Genomic DNA, 21224 nt, shown 5'->3' on the forward strand with positions numbered 1-21224 from the left:
TCGGGTCGCCGCATCGCAGCGATGGTCGTTAACGATAACGCGTGTGAACCGGATAAACGCGGTGCACTTGAGTCCATCGCCAGCAAGCTGGCTCCTACAGTTTCCCGGAATTGCGTGAAGAACCGTAAAAAACGGCCGGGGTTATCCGCCGGCCCTGGTAGGTTCTGAAGGCTACGTCAAAGATCGCAGCCTTCGGCAGCTCCTACAGCAATTGATTCTTTTGCAGGAATTCCCGGGACACGCTCTCGATGGATTCACGGCCGACATCGACCCGGGAATTGAGGCCCGCGATGGTATCGTCATCCAGCCTGGACGACAGAGCATTGAGCAACTCACCGATTTTCGGATTCTCTTTGAACACTTCAGTACGAATCACCGGGGTCAGCGCGTAGCTGGGGAAGAAGCCTTTATCGTCTTGCAGCACCACAAAGCCGAAGGCCGGAATGCGCCCATCCGTCGACAGGACCAGGGCCAGATCGACCTGCCCGTCCCTAAGCGCCTGATAGGTCAGCCCGCCGTCCATGCGGACGATGTTCTTGCGCTCAAATTCAAACTTGTAGGTCTCTTGCAGAGGACGCAGGCCATCGGGGCGGGAGAAGAATTCAGCGTTGGAGGCAAACTTGTAGGACTTGCCTGTTGCGATCTTCTGCGCAAGATCGCTGATCGAGGCGATTCCATCCTTCTCGGCCTCTTCCTTGCGCATGGCAAAGGCGTAGGTGTTGTTGGCCCTGGAAGGGTTCAGCCAGGTGATGCCTTTCTGCGCATCCAGCTCGCTGATTTTCTTGTAGGTTTCGTCGGCGTTGAGCTTATCCGTGACTTTATTGTAAGTAATCAGTGACGTGCCGGTGTATTCCCAATACACATCGACCTGACCGTTCTCTTGCGCCGCACGCAATACGGAAGAACCCAGATCCGGGCGCTTATCGACACTGTAGCCATTGGCGCGCAGGAGTTGAGTCGTCATCTCGGCAACCAATTGCTGCTCGGTAAACTTCTTGCCGCCAACCACAATCGTGTTATTGGCAGAAGCACTGCCCACAACACCGCAAGCAAGACTCAGGGTAAAGATCAGACTGGCCAGCATTCGATAAATCATCGTGCACCTCATATTATTGATTTTTGTCTATGGTCTTCAGATTCATTCGCGTCCGGCCAACCTCAAGCCCCGTGACACTGCAATGTTTTGAATCAAGCCGCAGCCCAGATCGACCGCAATCGCCAGCAGCGCGGTCGCCGCGGCGCCGGCCAGCATCATGCCGAAGTCGTTCAGGTCGATCCCGGTAAAGATCAACTCGCCCAGCCCGCCGCCACCGACCAGGAAAGCCAGCGGCGCGGTCCCGACGTTGATCGCCAGCGCCGTGCGGATGCCCGCGAAAATCACGTTCATCGCGTTCGGAATTTCAACTTTCCACAGCGTTTCCCGTGGCGTCATGCCCATGGCCTCGGCCGCTTCGACCAGGTGCTGCGGCACGGCACGCAAGCCTTCGTAGGTATTGACTGCCACGGGCAACAACGTCGCGACAAACAACCCGATGATGGCCGCGCCGCTGCCGACACCTATGAAACTCATGGCCAAGGCCAGCAACGCGAGCTTGGGGATCGCCTGCCCTACGTTAAGGACCTGCATGCTGGCCATGGCGTAACGCTGGTTCGCCGGGCGGCTCATCCAGACGCCCAGCGGCAGCGCGATGACCAGCGCCAGCACTCCACTGACCGCCACGATCTGCAGATGCTGGACCGTCAGGTAGCTGATATCGCCCCAGTAAAACTGCAGCCCTTTCCACAATCCGATCAGTAAGTCAGACATTGTCAGTGCACCACCGGAGTAATGTTTTCAACCAGTCGCGCCAGAATGTCGGCCTGGTGGACATAGCCGATAAAGCGTCCGTCGTTGTCATTGCAAAGCGCCCAGTCCTGGCCACGACCCAGCAACTGCGAAAGCACCTGGCGCAGGTCGTCCCCGGGCTTGACGATCAGGTGCGATTGCGAAACAACAGCGCTGTTGCCGCCCACGATCTGCATGTGTTCCCGTGGCGGGACCTTGCTGGCCACGTCAGCCGCGCGCAGCAGACGCAGACGCTTCATGATCCGGTCGCCACCCATGAAGTTCGCCACGAACTCGCTGTTGGGCCGGGCCAGCAGATCATCCGAGCTGCCGAACTGCTGGATTTTTCCGTTATGGAACAGGGCGACGCAATCCGCCATTTTCACTGCTTCATCGATATCGTGACTGACAAACAGGACGGTCTTGTTGACGAGGCGCTGGATGCGCATGAACTCGTCCTGGATCACTTCCCGGTTGATCGGGTCGATCGCGCCAAAGGGCTCGTCCATCAGCATCACCGGCGGATCCGCTGCCAGGGCCCGGGCCACGCCTACGCGTTGCTGTTGACCACCGGAAAGCTCACACGGATAGCGCTTGAGAAATTTCGACGGATCCAGCGCGACCACTTCCAGCAACTCCGCGGCGCGCTTTCGGCTTTTGGTTTTGTCCCACCCCAGCAGATTGGGAACGACGCAGATGTTTTCCTCAACGGTCATGTTCGGGAACAGGCCGACTTGCTGGATCACATAGCCGATGGAGCGTTTGAGGGTGACGCTGTCCAGTTCGGACGTATCGCGACCTCCAATTCTGATCGTGCCGGAGGTCGGCGTGATCAGTCGGTTGATCATTTTCAGCGTCGTGGTCTTGCCACAGCCCGACGGCCCAAGCAGTACGCAGATCTGCCCCTCTTCAACATTGAATGAGACATCTTCTACTGCAGTGATTGAGCCGAATTGCTTGTTGAGGTTTTCGATCTGGATCACGTCGTAGCTTCCTTCATTCGGCCGGTGGCCACTTTGTTCTTGTTCAGGCCTTTTGGCGTCAGCAGGCGCTGCAAGCCGTACAACGCGTAATCGGCCGCAATGGCGATGACACTGATGACAATCGCGCCGGCCAACAGCTGTCGGGTATCCGATTGCGCGATGCCGCGAATGATGAGGCTGCCCAGGCCGCCGGCGCCGATGTAGGCCGCGATGGCGGCGATGCCGATGTTGATGACGGTCGCCATCCTCACGCCCGCCATGATCAGCGGGACCGCAATCGGCAGCTCAACCTTGCGCAGTCGTTGCCAGGTCGACATGCCCATCCCGATCGCGGCTTCGCGCAAGGCAGGATCGATGTTGGAGATCGCAGTGGTGGTGTTGCGGATGATGGGCAATTGGGAGTAGAGGAACAGCGCAATGACCGCCGGTACGACGCCGATCCCGTAGCCGATCAGCGACAGGGCCGGAATCATCAGCCCGAACAACGCGGCGGAGGGAATGGTCATCAGGACCGCGGCGAAGGCCAGGACCCAGCGGCGCGTTCTGGGGTGCTGGGAGATCGCGATCCCGACAGGCACGCCGGTCAGAATCGCCAAACCCACCGCAACTGCTACGATGAGCAGGTGCTGCCCGAGTAGCAGACTGATCAGCCCGCCGTTTTCCAGAATGAAACTCAAGGTTTCCATGTGTTATGCCTTCTGTACGTCATTGTTGTTTTTATCGGTCGTGCATCTGGAATTGAACGCCGGATCTGTAGGAAACATTACCGCGCTACTGCAGGTGCTCTGAGCTTCGAGTTCGACGATTTCTATCAAAAAACCGACGTCACGCGGCAAGCCAATGCGCAATGCAAAGTGCAGGGTCGATTGCAGACGGCAGTATGCGGGATCGCCAAATGACAAGGCTTGCCAGAGCGCACCGCCTGTCGGGGCGAGTCATTAGCTAGCTATGGGATTTTACAGAGAGGATTGGTTCAGAGGCTTTTCAGGGGATTGGCGTTTGTTGACCCCTGCACTCAGTCACTGAAATCAGGAGTGAGCATCATCAAATTTCCGCCGCTCTTCACCAGGCGTACATCCCCAGACACGACGGTAAGCAGCCCCCAGATGTGACGCCGAGACGAACCCACAGCTGTAGGCAATGGACGCAATGGGCTGGGTGCTTTCACGCAGCAACCGGCGTGCTTCGTTCAGCCTGAGCTCCAGATAGAACTTCTTCGGCGTCATGCCGAAGTGCTGATGCCACAGCCGTTCGAGTTGACGGTGGGACAGATTGCAACGGTCGGCGATCTCTTCGATGCCGACGATGTTCTCCAGATTGTTCTCCATGAAGGCGATGGCGGCTGTCAGCCTGCGATCGTGAATGCCGAACCGCCACTGAATCGACATCCGCTGATGCTCTTCCGGCGCTCTTATTCTGGCATGCAGAAATTGCTCGGCGATGCTCGCCGCGAGCTGGTTACCGAAATCAAGCGCGATCTGTGCCAGCATGAGATCGATGGCCGCCGCCCCCCCGGCGCACGTCCAGCGGTTGCCATGGTTGACGTAAAGCTCCCTGGTGACTTCGATCGAGGGGAATTCTTCCGAAAACTGGCCAATGGACTCCCAGTGCAAGGTGCAGCGCTTGCCTTCCAGCAAGCCGGCGCGTGCAAGGATGAACGTACCGGTGCTCAATGCGCCGACGGTAATCCCGCGAGACGCTGCGCGCTGCAGGAAGCGCAGCATTTTGGGTGGTTTCTGATGTTCGATGTCCAGGCTCGCCAGGACAAAAACGCGATCCAGCTCCGGCGCCTGATCAACCGGCACAGTCTGGATTTCGATACCGCTGCTGGAACTGACCGGTCCGCCCGACTCCGTGAGCAGGGTCCACTCATAAAGCGTTTTGCCAGACAGCCGATTGGCCGCGCGCAAAGGCTCGCTGGCACCCGCCAGGGCCATCATGGAGAACTGAGGAAGAATGAGCAGCCCGATTCGCTTGGTTGTGCTGCTGTTCACAGACGTCGCCGATTCACTGGGGGCTGTCATCGCCAGATCCTTTCATGGGGTTCCAGCCGTTCGAGTGAACAGCTCAGGCCACACCGGGGAAGTGGCTTTGGACACGCCATGTTAGGGGTTGGGCACGCATTCAGCCAGATTGAATCGTCGAGACCGCGAACCCGCCCGGCCAAAGCGCAACGACAGATCAGAATGACGTGAGCGATACACGCCGCGATGCTGGAAATCGCTGCGAGACTTCGGCGCCCGAAGTCTCGCAGGACAATGGCGAGCGGATCAGCCGTGCGCGCGGATGGCTTCGTCGATGCTCTGGATCATCGAATTGAACACAGGGCTGTCGACCTGATTCTGCTGACCATGCTGCATGTGCGAAATGATCAGCGCATGCGGGCCGGCATCGCCCGGATAGTTCTGGTGCAGACGCACAGACTCCGATGGCATGTGCAAGGTGTTGTCGGCGCCATGGATGATCAGCGCTGGCGGGAAACCTTTTGCACCTTCAATGGACTGCTCCGGGTCATACGCCACATAGGACTTGTAGGACTTTGCCGTCACGTAGGTGCAGCCCGGCCAACGGTCCGCGCCGCCCGCTTCGGTGTAGCCGCCCAGTTGCTGATCGACATAGGCCTGGGTTTCAGGATCCAGCGGATAGTAACCAAGACGGGTTGCATCAGTGCCGGTGTCGAACGGAGGAATCGGCGCGTCATCCGCGAGTTGCCCGATGGCAGCGTCAGCCGCGGACTGATCAGCACGCAAGGCTTGCAGTTTGCGGATGTTGGTGTAGCTCATCGGCACCCAGAAGCGGATCTGCTCACCACCGGCGGCAGCCAGCTCAGCCACCGCACCGAGGCTTGCCACCGAGCCCATCGCCCACGACGCGACCACCGGCATCTCGCCGAAATTCTCGCGCGCCCATTCAACGGCACCGAGCACTTCATCCTTCTGGTCTTCGAGGATGACGTTGGTGATGACCTTGTCGCCTGACGAAAGGGTGTTACGGATGTGCTTGTTGGAAAAGAAGCCTGCCACATCGTAGGTCATGACGCGATAACCACGGGCTGCCAGGGCGCGCCCGAACAACTGGCCGTACATCGTGACTCCGCCGGTGAAGCCGGAGTTGAAGATGACCGGTGGCAGTTTTTGCGCCGCAGCGTCGAGTTGTTCCGGCTGAAATACCGTGCCTTTGAGGCTCAGGGTTTCATCGCCGTACTTGACGGTGAAGTCGATGTCTTTTGTTGTAATGTTCGTCATTGCTGGTTATCTCGAAGTGGGAGCGTGGGCGTAGATCAACTTACCCATTGGCCAGATGCTCCTCGCAGAAGCTGGCCAACAGGAATTCGGGTTTCTTTGGAAACATGCAGTGCAACGGCATCGACAAAGTTGAAAGCCTTGCCTGGATTGAAGAGGTCGGAATACGGCACGCCCTTGTTGTCAGTTCCAACGTGAGGTGCATCCGTTGCTTCCAGGAGAATCTTGTCCGCGCCGACTGCGCAAACAATTTGCGTCACGAAACGAGCGGTTTCCTCGGGGTGAACAGAAGTGCGATAGCCAGGGCCCTTGAACCACACGTTGCCTCGTTCTCTGGCTTCAGTGAGCAGCGCGATGTAAGCCGGCTCAGTGATGTCACGCTCGCGGTGACAAGTGCCCAGGTGATCGATAATGACCCGCACATCGCGAGGGATCTGGCGCAATACACGCAGATTCGTCTCGGCTTCTTTCGCGTAAATGTGCAGATGCTGGCGCGCTAGCAAGCGGCCATAAAACGCCGACCACTGCCCATCACTAAATTGCGTGTCAGAAACCGTTTCCGGCCGTGCATCGTGCAGAACGATTCGGGCACCCACCACCTGCGGGTGCCAGAGACGTTCCTGTGTGGCGTACGCAGGCTCTGCCTTGATCGTGCCCACCAGTTTGACGTCCCCATAGCGCAGCGGGTCTGCAGCCTGGAGTTTCTTGAGTTCCTCAAAGGAAGCGAACACGTTTTCTGAGTCCGGCAGAATACTCAAATGAACGTTATTGAGGAGCGTCGGAGCAAATCCGGCATCGATCAAGCTATCCAGATAAGCCGTCAGCGGATGCGGCTCAGGTAGCGCATAAGGCAGCGAACCGGCCACTCGGCGCAGGTCTTGCGATGTATAAAAATGAACGTGACTGTCTATTCTTTTGATCAACGGCAGCATGATTGTTGTTTCCTGCTTTTGTGCGAAAACAATAATCGTCGTCAGTGCTTCGTCGCTCCCGTCAACTCGACGTGTAGTATCAAAATTTCGCCATGCGCGGTTTCATGAGCAAGTACGACTGGGGAACAAACGCTCGGACTTGAATCGTCAAGTAGGCTCTCAGGCAGCTCTGCAGCACTGTCTGTTGGAAGTGGCAGTCGCCGAACTGACGCTTCGGCAAGCCGATTGGTTAGAGGTACATTCGGGTAATGGCGAGATTTTGTTGTCGTGACAGGTGAATAAACCTTCTGCACCGGGGGGGTGAACAGGCCGTTGCCGAGCGCGTGCTTGAGTCGCACTTCTGTGTTGGCACCGCTGCCGAATTGACCCGGCTGCCGAGATGTCACTGACTCAGTCTGTCTCCTTGCGAACCAAGCCAAGTGAAAATTCATGGGTGCAGGTCCGGGTTGAAACCTGCACCATGAAGGTCGCCATCTTTCGGACTCGGGACAAGCCCGCAGGATTTACGCAAATAACCGGCTTAGCATGCGCTTGCGACTGTCCGCTGAGGCGCAACGTAGTCGTCCTGTTTTTTCGCTCGCTGAGTCAGCGCCAGCATCGTCAGAAACCCAAGCACAATCAGTACCGGATAGACCATCAACAGTTCGGAAAGGGAATACTTCCAGGCCAAAGGGCGTCCGACTCCCAGCATGGCGGCATACATCCACGACACTGCCGACAACGAGCCGCAGGCCAACGCCAGCATCCGTGCACTGAATCCGAGGTTGAGCAAAGAGCCTGCCTTTTGCAGGGCCGGCAGTACCAGGCGATGCAACAAGACACCGTTGTAACTCAGCAACGCCACAATAATGACTTTGGCTTGAAGCTTTGGATTCATGAAGTAATCGAGACCTTTGTCCAGGTAATCAATACCGACGACAGCGACACCCGTTACCCACAGTGCTATCAGTGCAACAACGACAGATTTTTGAAGACTTTCCATGTGAGCATTATCATGCTCAGTGACTACGTTGCGCCTTAACAGGTCTTTAACCATAGCGACATCACTGGTCAACACCAAACCAATGGCGACACAACACGCCACTAAATGAACGTAAATAACACCCAGACGTAAAAACTCCAGGAATTCTTTATTTTCCAGCAGGCTCATAATTGTATTTATCGCCACGGTATTTTCTCCACCTTATTCGACAGTACAGATCGACTACTTGACAGGATTTTTACTTATTCAAATATCCTGTGCGACCTTACTTCTAAAAGATAAGCCAAGTCATGGGCTCGGCACTATTAACCTCATTGACTCGCTCGGCAAATCAATGACCGGCTTGTTTATTACCTCCCTGAGTGTCAGATAAAACCCCCATTTGCATTCACTGCTTTTGAGATTCAACGTCCACTTCTTTTTTGCGATTGCAGGGGCAGGTCATGACTGACGTGCTTAGGAGTCAGAGGGCACAGACGCTCCAATGTTCATTTCTCGAGCAACCCACCGACAAACGGTGCGTAGCGCAAGTGCGCCTGAAGCGATAGTAACAAGACAACTTTCACGCGATGCCCCACCACAACTGGTCTGCTTGACTAAATGCACTTCGACAGCCGCTTATTGGATCCACTGGTTGTTATACATCCCACAACATGCGCAATAGCGAGCAACTCTCATCCAGAGCAAACTCCGACTGCGAATTCCACGGTGATTCAGCCACCCTTCCAGACAGATGGCAACGCAGGATTAACTTAAACAATAAGGGTGTAAACCAAGTCTCTACGCTTATGCTCAAAACCCGAAGTAAACAAATGCCGTAGCTACCGCTATACCCCATGCGGCCAACGCCATGACTGTTGAATTGTGCGGCAACCGGGATTCGCTCAAGCGCTGCAAGCCAGGCTTGGAAAACCCGGCCTGGTCATAACGGCAATCCATGATTGCCTGGTAGGTATATCGCAGACCTACTAATAGAAACAGGGTGATCAGGCCGAGGACAAGTCCACGCCTGACAGGCGGTTTAACCAATAGTGCAAGGTGATCCTGTTCGCAGGCAATGCTATTGACTTGCGCAACGGTAATGAGTTGATAGTCCGTCGAAGACCGCTTTTGGCCAATCTGGATCGCCGCCTGTTGCTCTAGATCCAACACCTGATACTTCCAGAGCGTTGACGAACCATTGCGGCAAAAGGTAAACGCTGCCGGACTTGAGACGGCGATAATAAAAGCGTCGTTGATGTCCAGTTTTTTCAGCGTTTCTGTGGCTGACCTGGTAAAACCCGGATCGAAGACTGAAGTGATCCCGCTAGCAGAAGCCGCGACCGCAACCAATAGGCAGCTCAAGAGGCAGATGGCTGAAATGTTCAAGGTCGGGTTTCCTTTTTCCATTGTTTCTTTGATTTTGCAGTTCGGTTCCAACCTGCCTTGATGAGCGCCAGTACGCTGCTGGCACTCCGATAGCTGATGGGCAATTGAATGGAAGGAGAAAGGGAGGGCATCCATTGCCCTCCCCTCCGCTGTCCACGCTCCCTGCGTCAGTACTGACCAGGACCTCAGGTAGCCAGAATGAAGTCCGTCTGATCAATGGCCGCGCTGTTGACGCCGACAAGGTGAATGGTATCCGCCCCGATCCCTACCACCGTGTCTGCCCCGTTAGCCGTTATGGTCACGTTGGCAGCGAACGTCGCGCTGTTGATCCCCAGCGCCGTGATATTGAGCAAGTCCTGCTCTGCGGCCAAATTGGCTCCGAAGTTCAGGATCGTATCGTTGCCGAAACCCGCGGCAGCAAACACGAACGTATCGTTGCCGGCCACGCCGCCACTCATCACGTCGTTACCGCCACCGCCGATGAGAACGTCGTTGCCTGCACCACCCACGAGCGTGTTGTCGAGCGCGTTGCCGGTGCCCGCGAAGTTGCCGCTGCCGCCGAAAAACAGATTCTCGACGTTGGCACCCAGGGTGTAGCTCGCGAGCGAGGTCCAGACCGTGTCGTTGCCGCCACCGGCGTTCTCGCCTACCACGTCCCCAAGGTCGGTGACTTCGTAGACATCGTTGCCAGCACCGCCGACCATCGTGTCGGCACCTGCGCCACCGATGAGGACGTCGTTACCCGCACCGCCCACGAGCGTGTTGGCCAGCTCGTTGCCGGAGCCCGCAAAGTTGCCGCTGCCGCCGAAAAACATATTCTCGACGTTGGCCCCCAGGCTGTAGCTCGCGAGCGAAGTCCAGACCGTGTCGCTGCCGGCACCGGCGAGCTCGATCACCACGTCCCCAAGGTCGGTGGCTTCGTAGATATCGCTGCCAGCACCGCCGGCCATCGTGTCGGCACCTGCGCCACCGATGATGACGTCGTTACCCGCACCGCCCGCGATCGTATTGCCGAGCACGTTACCGGTGCCCGCAAAGTCGCCGCTGCCGCCGAAAAACAGATTCTCGACGTTGGCACCCAGGACGTAGCTTGCGAGCGAGGTCCAGACCGTGTCGCTGCCGGCACCGGCGTTCTCGCTCACCACGTCCCCAGGGTCGGTGACTTCGTAGACATCGCTGCCGCCACCGCCAGCCATCGTGTCGGCACCTGCGCCACCGATCAGGACGTCGTTACCCGCACCGCCCACGAGCGTGTTGTCGAGCGCGTTACCGGTGCCCGCGAAGTTGCCGCTGCCGCCGAAAAACAGATTTTCGACGTTGGCACTCAGCGTGTAGCCCGAGAGCGAGGTCCAGACCGTGTCAATACCCTCACCGCCGAGCTCGGTCACTACGTCCCCAGCGTCGGTGACTTCGTAGACATCGTCGCCCACACCGCCGGCCATGGTATCGGCACCCGTCCCCCCGATGAGCATGTCATTGCCTGCGTCACCATTGAGGATGTCGTTGCCGCCCAAGCCATTCAGGATGTCGTTGCCAGCACCTCCGCTGGCAATGTCGTCGCCTGACGTACCGGTCCATATGTCGACACCGGCAGTACCGACAAACACATCACCGGCGGCCACCGGGGCCGTAGCGTCGGACGCAATGCTTTCGGCCGCACCGAAGTCATCCACGTAACTGACCACCACGCGCACCTGATCACCAACCTGAGCCTGGCCAAGCGTGAACGTGCTGGCGGTGGCTCCGGCGATGTCGACGAAGGTGACCCCATTGGTCTCCTGCCACTGGAAGGTGAACTGCGCATTGCTGAGGCCATCGACGTCGACGATGGACGACGTGTCGGCGGTCAACACCTGGTCCGGAAACGCAACCCCGAGGATGGTCGGCCCTGCAGTCGGTGCGCTGTTCCCGCCAGAATCGACGATCTCCAGCGTACCCTGGGCATCCTGGTACACCGCCCGAACGCGGATGTTCAGACCGGCGACATCGTCCGCTACCAGATAGGTAGCGCCGATCGCCCGCGATACCTCGCCAGCGGCGACAAAGGAGATGTCTTCAAAGACACCCGAACCAGGGATGTTTTCGACCTGCCAGTAGTAAGCCACGGGACCGGTAACCGCGCCGGTCGGATTGGCCGCACTGACGTTGTCGGCGTCGCGGATCGACTGATCGCTGACGCGCAGCAGTTGGCCGGCGACAGACGTATCGGTACGCGCACCGGTGGCAGCATCGAAGATTGCCAGACGCCCCACAGGACCACTGTTCGAGACGGTACCAACGCCGGACGCCTGCGCCTGGTCAGCGAACTGCAGACGCTCGATGCCCGTCAGGCGATCGACACCATCACGCCCGGCCACCAGGTCGGTCACGATGACGGCATTGCCATCGACAGCGACTGTGTACTCCGACGCATTACCGGTGAACAACGCGGTGTCGAAGCTGTCAGTGCCGGTCAGAATCTCCCGCACGATGACCAACTGGCCCGGGTTGTAGGTACCGTTGAGCATCGCCTGAACCATCGGCGCCATGCTGTCGAACGTAGCGATTTCCGCGCCGGTGCCATCGGCGTTCGCCCGTACGCTGATGCGTACGTTCAGCCACTTGTCACCGTCGATGATGTCGTCACCACCGCGACCTTCGATGAGGTCGCTGCCGCTGCCACCGAGGATGATGTTACCGCCGTCGAAGAACGTCGCTCCGACTGGCAGCAGGCCCGCCAGACCGTCGATCAGGCTGATGTTGGTCAGCACACTGCCGGTTGCACCCGCAACGGGTAGCGTTGCGGCAGTTTCGCTATCACCGCGCAGGAAGTCGCCGTGGGACGAACCCGACAGCCCTTCCATGATGTCGAAACGCACCAGTGCCGAAGCGCCCGAACCTGGCATCGGTGGCACATCGAAGAAGCGGTCGCTGTAATCGATGGTCACGCCCTGGGCGAGATCCTTGAAGGTTGCCCAGTCATAGCCGGAGCCGCCGATATAGCGGTCACCGAAGCCGAGACTGCCGACCATGATGTCGTCGCCGCCTTCGCCGTTGAACTTATCGTTCTCGTTACCGCCGATGAATACGTCGTGGCCAATGACCGGGTCGTTGCCCAGCGGATCGAAGTTGTCGCCAGGCGCACCGTCCGAGGTGCCCTTCTCGATCCAGTCGTCGCCTTCGTTACCCATGTCCTGTTCGTTGGCTTTGCTGCCCAGGATGAAGTCATTACCCTGACCACCAATGGCCTCGGAGGCATCCTCACCGGTCACGATGAAGTCGCTGCCGAACCCGCCAATGATCAGGTTGATGCCGTTGCCTCCGTGCAGCACGTCGTTGCCGTCGCCACCCTGAATGTTATCGTCGCCGCCGGTGTCGGTGATGATGTCGTCGCCGGTACCACCACGCAACTGGTCGTTGCCGTCACCGCCATCGATGCGATCGTTGCCGCCATCACCCCAGACCGTGTCATCGCCTTCACTGGAGATGAGGATGTCTGCGTTGTCCGTGCCACCCAGCACGATGTGCTCGGCACCGTTGTACCGGATGTAGTTGGTGTCCAACCCCACGGTCAGCGGATTATCGCGGAATACCACCTGCTCGCCGTTCGGGCCGAGCGGGTCGGCGGTGAGCAGGCCTTCGTTGAATTGCCTGCCCTGATCCACTTCCAGATAGAACCCAGGGTCCGAGAACACCAGGCCAGGCAGGTGCGTGGCCGAGGTGTTGGCCATGATCAGCTTGGCGAACGAGTTGCTTTCAAGCTCGGCATTCATCGACAGGCCAGAGGTACGCTCCAGGTAGTAGAAGCGGTCGCCGTCCTGCAGTTTTTCCAGCTGGTTCTCGAACACGAAGTTGAAGGTCGAGCCGAGCATGCCGCCGAACGGAGTTTTCTGTTCGGCCAGGCCGCCGATCCACAGGTCGATGGCATCGACACCGGTGACCGTCACACCCTTCAGGTCGTCGGCAGTGCCCAGCACGCCATCCGTACCGGCCAGCGTAACGTTGGCATAGGCACCCGTGCTGTTGAGGAAGTCCAGACGGTCAGCCGGTGCACCCACACCACCGAAGACCAGCGCCAGAGCTGCCGCGCGCTTGCCTTCCAGTGTGAGCGCCGCCGTGATCGTGTCATGCGTGCCATAGGCCGCGATGAAGTTGATCAACGACTCCGGATGTTTGAGGTACTGCACCAGATCGACCCAGCTGGTGTACGGCTTGAGTTGGGTATCACCGGTCTGGCTGTAGATGTCGCGGCGGATCGCGTTGAGTGAGGGAATCCCCACGTCGCGGCCACGGGCGATGTTGAGCGCCGGCAGGTCGAGCGGCAGGCCGAGCAGGTTGTTGCGCAGCGCCTCGGTGACGAACTCGTCGATTTCGTTACCGGCTTGCCGCGTTACCCCGCGTACGATCGCACTGGTCGCGTCCTCTGGCGATACGCCACTGGCGGCGTACGCCAACGGGTTGAGGAACGCCGCGATCAAGCCCATTTGCTGATCGGGATTAGCGCTGGCCGGATCGCCTATCACATTGAAGTCGATGTCGTAGCGATCGACGGTCTCGGTCAGCATCGAGTGGCCAAACCGATATACGGTGTGGGCAAACTCGGCGACGATCGAGGCATCGAGGTCGACGTCGTAGACCTGGGTCGGTGCGAAGAACAGGTCGACTCTAGGCTGGATAGTCCGCGCAAACTCCTCGAACACCAGGTGCTGATACTGCATTTCGGTGCCGAACTTGGCCGCCTGGAACAAGCGCTCGCCATTCCACACCAGCGCATCGAACTCAGCCTGGGTGGCTGGCAACGCGGCCACCGGATTGAGCAGCCACTCGTTGAGGAAGGCCACGTCACCCGAGTCGAGCACGGTGTCCTTGGTCTGCTGCACCAGACGGTTGTGTTCGGAGTGGAAGATCGCATGCACCGCGGTCAGGCCGATGTTCTCGTTGACCCGGCCGTCGCCGGCGATGTAGTGAGCGTCGAGCAGCTCGTTGTCATAGGTCAGGTTGTTGCCGGCCGCGTCAATGGGCTGTGCATTACCGACAGCGGTGTCGGTGTCCGCCTGCAGAACCCCACCGACGATTACCGGCGCGGCATTGTGGTTAATGTCGACGAGGAACTGGTGACCGGTGCGCACAGCATTGGTCAGGTCAAGGGGAGCAAGCGGATTGCCTTCGACAAGGACGTCATCCGGCGTGCCACCAAGACCGTCAACGCCCTTCATCACCACCATCGGGAAGCCGTTCGGCCCCTTGATGAAATTGCCATAGGCGTCAGTCGCCAACAGCGGGGCGTTGTCGACGTCGGCATCGGTCAGGTTGATGCCGAGAATGTCACGGGCTTGCGCCTTGACCACCTTCCAGGTCGCCATGCCACCGATTTCGACGTCGTCCGCGGTACCAAACTGGCCATCCGCGCCCAGATCACGGTTGGTGATCAGCCTGCCGGTCGCTATAGGGCCAGTGTCGGTCAGTTGATAAGCGCGCAGGAACACCTGGTGCGACGGGTGCGAGCTATAGGTCTGGTTCTGGTCCACGAATGGCGTGGTGGTGTTGCTTTGCTCATGGATGTCGTCGGCCGTGCCAAGAATGCCATCCGCCCCTGGCAGGTTGGTCGCGCGGGTCAGGACCATGAAGTTCGTCGGGCTACCGGGCACGAACAGTGGATCATCCGGTTGCAATGGGATGAAGACGGTGCCCGAACCACCTTTGGTGACCAGGTCCAGACCATGATCGAAGAACTGCCCGAAGAAGGTCATCCAGGCGTTGAACGGCGCGGACAACCCCGCGTCCGCCGCGACGTTCTCGAAAAAGTACACATCGTGATCATCGGCAGTACCGAACTGACCATCCATCCCTGGGCTGGCGACAATCTGTACACCATCCTTGAGCACGTCGTCGTTACCCACCGCGCCGAAGTTCAACACGCCGTCCAGGCCCGGGTTGAAAGCCGTGGCATAGGCCGCCGGGTTGTTTGCCGTCTGATCGACGATCAGGTTACTGATGGTGCGTGGCTGAGAGTCAATCACAAGGCCGCTGTTCTGCGCATACGATGTTCCCCCTTCCGCCGGGTTGAAGACCGGATCGCTCAAGCGCGGAAAGACGTTATCGGCGGCACCAAACTCGGTGTTGTTAATGCCGTTGAGGTTCATCAGGTTGTTGTTCGACCCGTCGACCGCACGCAGGCCCAACGGCGCGCGGATATTCGGGATCAGCGAGCGGATGTCCTGACCGGCCGCATCAGCCTCGGCAATCTTGATCTGGTCAAGAATGAAGTTGAGGTCGGAGCGGACCATGTGCAGGCCCGCGCCACCCGCGGTGGCATCGACTACAGGTACCAGCGCCGTTGGCGTGACCGGTGCACCGGCAGCGATGGTAGCCGTCGGCGTGGAGAACAGGATCTCCGTGGTGCCATGACCGTCCTGATAGATCGCCTTGACCCGCAACGACAAGCCCGCGAGGTCAGGAGAGACCTTGAACGCGGTACCGTCGGCGCTTTGGAACGCCAGGTCGCCAGCGGGCAACAGGAGGATGTCCTCGAATACGCCGCTGCCTGGGGTTGCCTCGAACTGCCAGATGTAGGACACCGAAGAGTTGGTGATCAAGCCCTGCGGATTACCCGCCGCGACATTGTCGGCATCGCGCACCCCGGCCACGCTGACAGTCAGCGTGTCACCCACCGTTATCGCTCCGCCGTTACCATCCGTGACAGTCGGACTGCCAACCGGTTGGGCATTGAGCCCATCCACCAGCACTAGCTGGTCATCGGCGAATTGCAGGCGTTCGATATGCAGCAGGGTATCGGTGCCGTCGCGACCCGCGACGCTATCGATCACGGTATAGACATCGTCCGCTAAATCGTCCGTGCCGCGGTCGTCAACGGTAACCGTATACTCGGCCTGAAGCCCGGAGTAGATGGCAGTGTCGAAGGCCGCCCCGCCCGTCGAGGTGCCGGGCATGATTTCCCGCACGGCCTTGAGCTGACCAGGGTTAAAGGTGCCGTCCAGCATGAGCGGGATCATGTCGACCATGCTGTCGAAGCTGGCAATCTCAGGGCCGGTATGGTTGACGTCGCCGGCGGCATAAACGGCAATCCGGACATTGATCCATTTGTCGCCATCGATCAGGTCATCGCCACCGCGGCCCTCGATCAGGTCGCTGCCATTGCCGCCGAGGATGATGTTGCCAGTGGCAAAGCCAGTGACCGGCAAACCGGCATCGGCCAGGAACTGGTCCAGTCCGCGGATCAACGCCACATTGGTCAGCGCACTGCCCGTGGCACCGCCGTGGTTGACGATAGTGACTGCATCGACATCATCGCCTTTGAGTACATCGCCGAAAGCCGAACCGGACAAGCCTTCGACCTCGGCAAAACGGTCGAGAATCGAGGCTGGCGAGGCGCCGACCGGATTGAATATGCCGGCATTCTGGTTTGGTGCATTACCGTGGGGCTGCGCCAGCGCGGCCAGGGTCAGGTCAACGGTCACGCCAACCTTGTCGTTCTTGTAGGAGACCCAGTCGAAACCGGACATGCCGTCCATCTTGTCCTGGGCATCGCTGCCGATAAAGATGTCGTCGCCACCCTCGCCGATCATTTCGTCGAAACCGCCACCACCGACAAAAATGTCGTTGCCGATCACATCGTCAAGGAGCAGCGGCGAGAAGTTATCGCCAGGTGCACCGTCCTGGGCGCCCTTCTCGATCCAGTCATCACCTTCGTTGCCGGTCGGTGGCAGGTTGGTCTTGGCACCGAGGATGAAGTCGTCACCCCGACCGCCGAAGGTGGTGCTGATGTCTTCGGTGGTGATGATGAAGTCCTGGCCATCGCCACCCAGGATCAGGTTGCCTGCAGCAAGCATGCTGCCAACCACGATCACATCGTTACCGGCATTGCCTTCCAGACGGTTGTCGCCGAACGAGTCGGAGATGATGTCATCGCCCGCGCCGCCCAGTACCGCATCGTTCCCGGCACCGCCTTCGAGGCGGTCGTTGCCGGCGTCGCCGTAAACGGTGTCATCACCGTCACCGGAAATGATGATGTCATTGCCGGCGGTGCCGCCCATGACGATATGGTCTTCACCGGTGTAATGCAGATAATTGGTGTCCGGCCCCACGGTGTCGGGGTTGTCGCGAATCACCAGCGGCACGACTTCCACGCCGTTGATCATGATGCCGCCCGTCGGATCGGCACGGCTGTCCACGCCCAGGCCGGTGAACTGGGCGGCCTGATTCACTTCGAGGGTGAACGTCGGCGTCAGGAACACGGTGTTCGCCAGGTGGGTGACATCGGTGTTGAGCATGATCAGCTTGGCAAAGGAGTTGTTCTCAAGTTCAGTGCCGAAGTTCAGGCCCGCGGTACGCGACAGGTAGTAGAAGCGGTCACCGTTCTGCAACGCCTCCATCTGGGTTTCAAACACGAAGTTGAACGTCGAGCCGAGCATGCCGCCGAACGGCATCTTCTGTTCGGCGAGGCCGCCGACCCAGAAGTCGATGTCGTCGACGCCCGTGACCGTCACACCCGTCAGGTCATCTGCAGTACCCAGTACCCCATCCCTGCCGGCCGTCGTTACGTTGGCATAGGCTCCGGTGCTGTTGAGGAAGTCCAGGCGGTCAGCCGGCGAACCCGCAACATTGAATACCAGTGCAAAGGCTGCAGCGCGTTTGTCTGCCAGCGTGAGCGCCGCCGTGATCGAGGAATGCGTACCAAAGGCCGCAATGAAGTTGACCAGCGACTCGGGGTGCTTGAGGCTGTCCGCCAGGTCAGCCCAACTGATGTATGGCTTGAGTTGGCTGTCGCCGGTTGATGCGTAGAACTCACGGCGCGCCTCGTTCAAGGTGGGGATGCCAGTGTCGCGACCACGCGCCAGGTTCAGGCTCGGCAAATCGAGCGGCAGACCGAGCAGGTTGTTGCGCAACGCTTCGGTGACGAACTCATCGATCTCGTTGCCGACCTGACGGGTCAAACCACGAACGATCGCCCCTGCCGCCTGGTCCGCAGTTACCCCGCTGCCGGCAAACGCCAGCGGGTTGAGGAAGGCTGCGATCAGACCCAGTTGCGAGTCCGGGTTGGCCGGATCAGTGAGGAGCGGATTGAACGCAGGGTCGAAGCGATCGACGGTCTCGGTCAGCATCGAGTGACCGAAGCGGTACACCACGTGGGCGAACTCGGCGAAGATTGCCGGGTTGATCGAGGTGTCATAGCCACTGGGCGCAAGGAATCCGTCGACCTGCGGCTGAATGGTCCGCGCGAACTCCTCGAACACCAGGTGTTGGTACTGCATTTCAGTGCCGAACTTGGCGGCCTGGAACAGGCGTTCACCGTCCCACACCAACGCTGCAATCTCGGCGGGTGTAGTCGGAATCGCGGCCACGTCGACTGCCAGCCACTCATTGAGGAAGGCCAGGTCGCCGGCGGCTATGAGGGTGTCCTTGGTTTGCTGGACCAGGCGGTTGTGCTCGGAGTGGAACACATGGTGCACGGTGGTCAGGCCGATGTTCTCGTTGACCCGGCCGTCGCCGGCAATGTAGTGGGCGTCGAGCAGTTCGTTGTCATAGGTCAGGTTGTTGCCGCCCGCGTCAACGGGCTGCGCATTGCCGACAGCGATGTCGGCATCCGCCTGCAGTACCCCGCCGACGACGACCGGCGCGGCATTGTGAGCGATGTCGTCGAGGAAGCCATGTCCGGTACTCACGGCGTTGGCCAGACTGATGGGAGCTGCCCGGTTGCCTTCGACCAGTTGAGTGACGTCGTCAGCTGTCCCGGCGATGCCGTCAGCACCGTTGCTGATGCGAATCACCACCTGCGGCATGCCGTTCGGCCCGCGGATGAAGTTGCCGTACGCATCGGTTGCCAGCAATGGCACGTTGTGTACATCGGCGTCAGTCAGGTCGATGCCCAGAATGTCACGGGCCTGGGCCTTGACCACTTTCCAGGTCGCCATGCCGCCACCTTCGCCGCTGCCATCGTCGGCAGTGCCGAACAGGCCATCGGCGCCGAGATCGCGGTTGGTAATCAAGCGTCCCGTTGCAACAGGATCGCCGGCCGCATTGAGCACGTACTCGCGCAGGAACACCTGATGCGAAGGGTGCGAGCTGTAGGTCTGGCTCTGGTCGACGAAAGGCGAGGTGGTGTTGGGCTGGCCATCATCGGTGGTGCCAAGTATTCCGTCTGCGCCGGCGGTACGCACTGCACGTGGCAGCACCATGAAGTTGGTCGGGCTGCCCGCTACGAACAACGGATCGTCCGGTTGCAGCGGAATAAACACGAAGTCGGTAGCGCTCTTGGTGACCAGGTCGAGACCGTGGTCGAAGAACTGGCCGAAGAAGGTCATCCACGAGTTGAAGCTGGCGGTCAGGCCGACGTCCGGCGACACGTTGGGCATGAAGAACACGTCCTTGTCATCGGCCGTGCCGAACACGCCATCCAGCCCGGGGCTGGTGACTATCTGTACGCCTTCCTTGAGAACGTCGTCATTACCCGCACCGACCACGCCGAAGTTGAGCACACCGTCCAGGCCCGGGTCGAACGCTGCAGCATAGGCCGCCGGGTTATTGGCGGTCTGGTCGACGATCAGGTTACTGATGATCCGTGGTTGCGGATCGGTCACCGACCCTGTCCCGGCGTATGCATCCAGAAACGAGGGATCGAGCAGGCGCGGAAAGGCATTGTCCGCGGTGCCAAACTCGGTCTGGCCGGTGACCAGGTTGTTGAAGCTGCCATCGACGGTACGCAGGCCGAACGGCACCTGAGTGTTGGGAAGCAAATCAATGAGGCTGGTGCCGTCGGCATTCGCTTCTGCAATAAAGATTTGCTTGAGGATGAACTCCAGGTCCGACTTGCTGAAATTGGCCATTTTGGATTGCCCTCGATCTGTCTGGGTAAAGGCACGGGACGAGAAAATCCTCCCGCGCCAAGTCAAGTGCTGGTTTGCGCAGTTTGTTTTTTATGTTTTTTTGCGAGAGCTCTGGCGCTACCCGGGACCCGGGATACGCGCCTGGAATTCGCGAAATGAATTGCTCGCCGGGCGATCAGGCAGAGCGGATTCGAGCCCTGGGCGGGTCATGGAATCTGGAAGTGAAGGCGAACGTCCTGGACACCACCTTCCCTCTGCAAAAGCACGAAATGATCGACATGAATCGGCTCCTCTCGAGAAAGTCACCGCGCCTTGCATTGCCAAAGCGATAGAAAGCTTCAGCGGGCGGGTCCCCCGATAACTAAGACTAAAGTTCCATCGCAAGTCTTTGTCAATATTATGTCGTTAAAACAGATGACCGGCTTTAGACTTCGTAACTAGCTGTTTTTAAAAGACATATAGGAAATTGAGTGCAGGTATAGAGCGAAATGTTATTTCTAGCCGCTGTTTCAGGCAGTGATTGAGGATGAGATTAGAAACAGCAGCGAAATGCGGCGGGTGGACAAAACGCATCAGGCGAACAGCTGGAGCAATGTTTACGCAACTACCTGAGCACCTTTCATGTCCTTCACCCAGAAGAAGGCTGTGTCCTTCCGGCCTTGGGTGGAGGGATTGCGCGCGCCGAACCGGAGGTACGGCTGGCCGTCGAAAAAGGCCTGAAGCAAATACAGAAAGCCTGGGCCGATCGTCTCCGTAGCCCTGATGCGGCATGGGCCGTCATCGCTCAATGCGTGGGAGCGCCAGTCCTGTCCCGAGCAGTCGAGAAAGAACGAACTCATTGCCTCGACCCGCAAAGCTATTGAAAAGAGCTATTTCACGCCGGAAAAATAGAAAAACGTCTCCGATGATGCGAGAACAACTCGCAACGCCATGATCATCGCTATCGCTGCAAAACCCTGGTCGATTCAGCCCTCCCTGAATTCCCGCACCGAATGCATTTCATGGGGCAATTGAGTGAAAGGGAGGGCATCCATGCCCTCCCCTCCGCGGTCCACGCTCCCTTGCGAAA

The 21224-nt window shown here is 58.9% G+C and carries 11 protein-coding genes; all 11 read right to left on the bottom strand.

The features are described 5' to 3' along the window. Window positions 1-202: 202 nt before the first annotated feature. Entirely contained in the window at window positions 203-1096 is an 894-nt protein-coding gene (locus tag ACM6IK_RS18115) for a glycine betaine ABC transporter substrate-binding protein (RefSeq protein ID WP_414875439.1), read from the bottom strand. Between the two features lie 42 nt (window positions 1097-1138). Next, window positions 1139-1807, bottom strand: coding sequence for an ABC transporter permease (locus ACM6IK_RS18120; RefSeq protein ID WP_108219551.1), 669 nt, complete (start codon window positions 1805-1807; stop codon window positions 1139-1141). Between the two features lie 2 nt (window positions 1808-1809). Next, on the bottom strand, window positions 1810-2808 hold the full coding sequence (locus tag ACM6IK_RS18125) for an ABC transporter ATP-binding protein (RefSeq protein ID WP_414875440.1): 999 nt from the start codon (window positions 2806-2808) through the stop codon (window positions 1810-1812). Next, window positions 2805-3494 carry an ABC transporter permease gene (locus ACM6IK_RS18130; RefSeq protein ID WP_108219549.1) on the bottom strand — a complete coding sequence of 230 codons (690 nt, stop codon included), beginning with the start codon at window positions 3492-3494 and terminating at the stop codon, window positions 2805-2807. The genes ACM6IK_RS18125 and ACM6IK_RS18130 overlap by 4 nt, the downstream gene beginning before the upstream one ends. Window positions 3495-3836: 342 nt before the next feature. Continuing rightward, complete coding sequence (locus ACM6IK_RS18135) at window positions 3837-4832, bottom strand: GlxA family transcriptional regulator (protein WP_414875441.1); 996 nt, start codon at window positions 4830-4832, stop codon at window positions 3837-3839. Between the two features lie 246 nt (window positions 4833-5078). Then, complete coding sequence (locus ACM6IK_RS18140) at window positions 5079-6053, bottom strand: alpha/beta hydrolase (RefSeq protein ID WP_414875442.1); 975 nt, start codon at window positions 6051-6053, stop codon at window positions 5079-5081. Between the two features lie 35 nt (window positions 6054-6088). Then, window positions 6089-6982: an amidohydrolase family protein gene (locus ACM6IK_RS18145; RefSeq protein WP_414875443.1), complete on the bottom strand. Its 894-nt coding sequence runs from the start codon at window positions 6980-6982 to the stop codon at window positions 6089-6091. Between the two features lie 520 nt (window positions 6983-7502). Next, entirely contained in the window at window positions 7503-8150 is a 648-nt protein-coding gene (locus ACM6IK_RS18150; protein ID WP_414875444.1) for a hypothetical protein, read from the bottom strand. Between the two features lie 606 nt (window positions 8151-8756). After that, complete coding sequence (locus ACM6IK_RS18155; protein WP_414875445.1) at window positions 8757-9467, bottom strand: hypothetical protein; 711 nt, start codon at window positions 9465-9467, stop codon at window positions 8757-8759. A 50-nt stretch (window positions 9468-9517) separates the two neighbouring features. Next, a complete protein-coding gene (locus tag ACM6IK_RS18160) occupies window positions 9518-20155 on the bottom strand; it encodes a peroxidase family protein (protein ID WP_414875446.1) in 10638 nt (3545 codons plus the stop codon). A gap of 596 nt (window positions 20156-20751) precedes the next feature. After that, on the bottom strand, window positions 20752-20994 hold the full coding sequence (locus tag ACM6IK_RS18165) for a hypothetical protein (protein WP_414875447.1): 243 nt from the start codon (window positions 20992-20994) through the stop codon (window positions 20752-20754). Window positions 20995-21224 lie beyond the last annotated feature (230 nt).

This window comes from Pseudomonas sp. IT-196MI5, assembly GCF_949767415.1.
Taxonomy (GTDB): Bacteria; Pseudomonadota; Gammaproteobacteria; order Pseudomonadales; family Pseudomonadaceae; genus Aquipseudomonas.

Coding starts and splice junctions, on each gene's coding strand:
- ACM6IK_RS18160 (WP_414875446.1), bottom strand. CDS start 20,155: ATGGCCAATTTCAGCAAGTCGGACCTGGAGTTCATCCTCAAGCAAATC.
- ACM6IK_RS18130 (WP_108219549.1), bottom strand. CDS start 3,494: ATGGAAACCTTGAGTTTCATTCTGGAAAACGGCGGGCTGATCAGTCTG.
- ACM6IK_RS18120 (WP_108219551.1), bottom strand. CDS start 1,807: ATGTCTGACTTACTGATCGGATTGTGGAAAGGGCTGCAGTTTTACTGG.
- ACM6IK_RS18155 (WP_414875445.1), bottom strand. CDS start 9,467: ATGGATGCCCTCCCTTTCTCCTTCCATTCAATTGCCCATCAGCTATCG.
- ACM6IK_RS18140 (WP_414875442.1), bottom strand. CDS start 6,053: ATGACGAACATTACAACAAAAGACATCGACTTCACCGTCAAGTACGGC.
- ACM6IK_RS18165 (WP_414875447.1), bottom strand. CDS start 20,994: ATGAGTTCGTTCTTTCTCGACTGCTCGGGACAGGACTGGCGCTCCCAC.
- ACM6IK_RS18115 (WP_414875439.1), bottom strand. CDS start 1,096: ATGATTTATCGAATGCTGGCCAGTCTGATCTTTACCCTGAGTCTTGCT.
- ACM6IK_RS18135 (WP_414875441.1), bottom strand. CDS start 4,832: ATGACAGCCCCCAGTGAATCGGCGACGTCTGTGAACAGCAGCACAACC.
- ACM6IK_RS18145 (WP_414875443.1), bottom strand. CDS start 6,982: ATGCTGCCGTTGATCAAAAGAATAGACAGTCACGTTCATTTTTATACA.